Origin of the sequence: Stenotrophomonas maltophilia group sp. Smal13 (assembly GCF_030236855.1) — a bacterium.
Lineage (GTDB): Bacteria > Pseudomonadota > Gammaproteobacteria > Xanthomonadales > Xanthomonadaceae > Stenotrophomonas > Stenotrophomonas maltophilia_A.
The window spans coordinates 1-2794 of the sequence record NZ_JASJSQ010000164.1 but is presented as its reverse complement, the minus strand read 5'-3'; the positions used below and the strand labels follow the sequence as shown (position 1 = coordinate 2794).

Annotated in this window: 4 protein-coding genes and 1 pseudogene; all 5 read left to right on the top strand. The window is 61.2% G+C overall.

What is annotated here, in order from left to right; all coding sequences use genetic code 11:
- On the top strand, nt 1-997 hold a 997-nt coding region (locus QRO95_RS25120; protein ID WP_285303736.1), incomplete at its 5' end, for a replication initiation factor domain-containing protein.
- On the top strand, nt 994-1254 hold the full coding sequence (locus QRO95_RS25115) for a single-stranded DNA-binding protein (RefSeq protein WP_285303735.1): 261 nt from the start codon (nt 994-996) through the stop codon (nt 1252-1254). The genes QRO95_RS25120 and QRO95_RS25115, both read left to right, overlap by 4 nt.
- 307 nt (nt 1255-1561) lie before the next feature.
- On the top strand, nt 1562-1696 hold the full coding sequence (locus tag QRO95_RS25110) for a hypothetical protein (protein WP_051007159.1): 135 nt from the start codon (nt 1562-1564) through the stop codon (nt 1694-1696).
- A gap of 197 nt (nt 1697-1893) precedes the next feature.
- Nucleotides 1894-2163 (top strand): hypothetical protein, encoded by a 270-nt coding sequence (locus tag QRO95_RS25105; protein ID WP_285303733.1) that lies wholly within the window; start codon nt 1894-1896, stop codon nt 2161-2163.
- Between the two features lie 82 nt (nt 2164-2245).
- A pseudogene (locus QRO95_RS25100) lies at nt 2246-2794 on the top strand (hypothetical protein); the annotation flags it as partial.

The following is a 2794-nucleotide window of genomic DNA, read 5'->3' as shown; positions in this document are numbered from 1 at the left end:
CCCGCTTTCGCCCGGTCAAAAGGGGCAGCGGGCGGCGGCGGAGATTGGCCCGGGGAGTAACACGGGCCAAAAGGGTCAGCAGGACGCAATTATCGACTACCTGACCATTGTGGTCCCGCTCTCCGCCCTTGAAGAGGTGAACTGCAAGAAGCTCGACCTCTTGATGTTCCGCATCTTCGGCTTCCGTGGCGAAGTTGTTGCCGGTGCGATTCGTGAGAAGAACTGGAACTTCTACGAGCAGTCGGCGGTGTTGATCGACCGGGAAAACGAGGTTGTCGGGCGTGTCGGCATTGGCGGCAAGAAGAGCACCGTGTGCCTGAGCCTCACCGGCATGGGCTGCAAGTGGATTCGTGACTGGCCGCGCGTCTACAAGCAGTGCGCCATGCTGGACGCCAAGATCACCCGCGTTGACTGCGCGCACGACGACTACGAAGGCGAACGCCTGGACGTGCATGCGCTCCGCGAGGTTGCCGCACGGGGCGGATTTACCGAGGGCGGATGCCCTCCGCGTCACCGCTTCATTTCCGATGAAGGCCACAACACCGGCTGCACGCTGTACGTCGGCGGCAAAGGCCACAAGGAACTGTGCGTGTACGAGAAGGGCAAGGCTGAAGGCCTGTCGTCCTCACGCTGGGTCCGCGCGGAAGTGCGCTTGTACGGCAAGCACATGGAAATCCCGCTGGACGTGCTGTTGAACCCCGGCGCGTATCTGCGGGGTTCGTACAGCGCCTTGCAGAACCTCATTACGGGCGTGTGCACGCGACTGCGCACGCTGCAAAAGCAAGTGGAAACCTCTGTCGAAGCCGGTATCGAGTGGGCGCATCGACAGGTAGGGCCTTTCCTCAACGTCCTTCGCGGAGCGCTCGGCGATTCATGGGCCGACTTCGCAGAGAGCCGCATCCTCCGTGACGGTCACCCCGGACGGTTTCGCGGTATTGCCAAGGGTGAACCACTCCATCGATATGTGAGAGAAGAACTATGCCTATCTGCCGCGTGAAGTCTGCTGCCGTCGAAGAACGGCACAACACCAAGACCAATACCATCAATCGTTCGCAGACCGCAGGCCTTGACCTGGGCAACGGCTTCGAACTGCCTTTTCGGGTAGGTCTCGGCCAGCGTCCGCCGTATCCGGCTGGCGAGTACGACATTGATCCGCAGTCCTTCGCACTGAGCGAGTACGGCGATCTGGTGCTGAAGCGTTACGTGGACCTCGTTCCGCTGCAGGCGAAGGCCGCAGCCGCACCAAAGGTCTAAGCCATGGCCGTGTGCGTGTCTCTGACGGCTGAGGGGACGCTCGTACCCACCGGGGAGCCTGCATCGCAGTGTGGTGGGTATGTGCTTGTGTCAGCGGCAGAGCACGCACAGGCCTCAATTCTCATCGATCTATTCCAGTGGCCCGAACCTGAGGTGGCTACTGGTTGGTTCTCGGGGGTGTTCACGTTGGTTCTTGCACTGAACGTGCTGGGCTACATCGTGGGCGCCGTCGTGAAGTCGGTCAGTACAGAACGGGATTGACCACCCATTTCCCGCGCAGATCGCGCATCACAGAAGGAGTAGTGCAATGGATTTCGACAGCATCCTGACCGGCCTCGCAGCCACCAGTGCCGTTACCGCCATCATTGGTGCCGGTGCCATCAAGGCGTCCCCGGGCTTCGCCCGCTGGGCGACCAACAAGGTCGCCACCTTCTTCCGCTGATCGCGGAAGAATCGTAACGGGGAGGGGCTGGGAAACCGGCCCCGATTCCTATGCAGACACAGCCCGATGACGTCAACGCCGAGGAATGCCAGGACGACTGGTGCCCTGAGTGTGGCGGTGATGACGTGATTGTGTTGGACGACGGGAACTTGTGGTGCTTGGAGTGCCGCATCGTCATTGACTACTAAGGGTGGGTGATGGACTTCAGTGGGGTATTCCTCGGGCTATCCGTCGCACAGGTGGTTGCAGCAATTGTCGGTGCCGGCACATTGATGGCACTCCCTTGGTTCGGTCGATGGTGCGTCGACAAGATCGCAGGCTTCTTTGAGGACCGCGAGGACCAAGACGCGGACGAACACGCCGACGATGAGTCGGGTGACGTTGAAGAGGTCGTGTGCGCTGACACCGGCCATGACTATGACGGCGGAGAGTGTGTCTTCTGCGGCGCACTGGAAAGGGAGGATTGACGATGCTTGTGTGCATGGTCTTTGCATTCATTGGCGGCCTTGCTGGTCACGCCGTCGCATTGGCGTTTAATGAGGCGAGCCAGTGAAGCGATTTCTTGCTGCGGTGCTGTTCGTCGCTGCGGGTTCTATTTCATGGGGCGCGCTCGCTGCCGTCCAGCAGTGTTTGGTGGCCGGCAAGTACGCAACGTGCGACGAAGGCACCGCATTTGCCGAGTGCAAGATGTTCCAAGGCGTGACCGAGGCATGGGCCGCATCCAACCCCGGCGTTAGGATCAAGGACGCATGTACGGTCGTGCCTGCAAGCGGCGGGATCTCGAGTTTCAGGGGCACGATGTACACCTACATGACGTTCCCATTTCGTGAGGCAACAGCGCTTGAGTACTCCTACCCATCGGCCAAGAAATGCTCGGCCCGGCCAGAGCAGACCGGGTGGAAGGGTACAGGCATTGGTGGAATGGGCTCCGTCTGCAGCGATGGCTGCGCATACGAGGGTTCTGTCTATGCAGGCTCTCCGATTGGCATTCTGTTCACGCCTACCGGCGCCACGTGCACCACAAATGTCCACCCGGCGCCTACCACGCCCGACCCGGGCGAGGGGGGCGGGGATGGCGGCGGCACCGGTCCGGGCGAT

What these genes read in the sequence shown, in the direction of transcription:
- QRO95_RS25105 (WP_285303733.1), top strand. Translation starts at nt 1,894, where the DNA reads ATGGACTTCAGTGGGGTATTCCTCGGGCTATCCGTCGCACAGGTGGTT.
- QRO95_RS25110 (WP_051007159.1), top strand. Translation starts at nt 1,562, where the DNA reads ATGGATTTCGACAGCATCCTGACCGGCCTCGCAGCCACCAGTGCCGTT.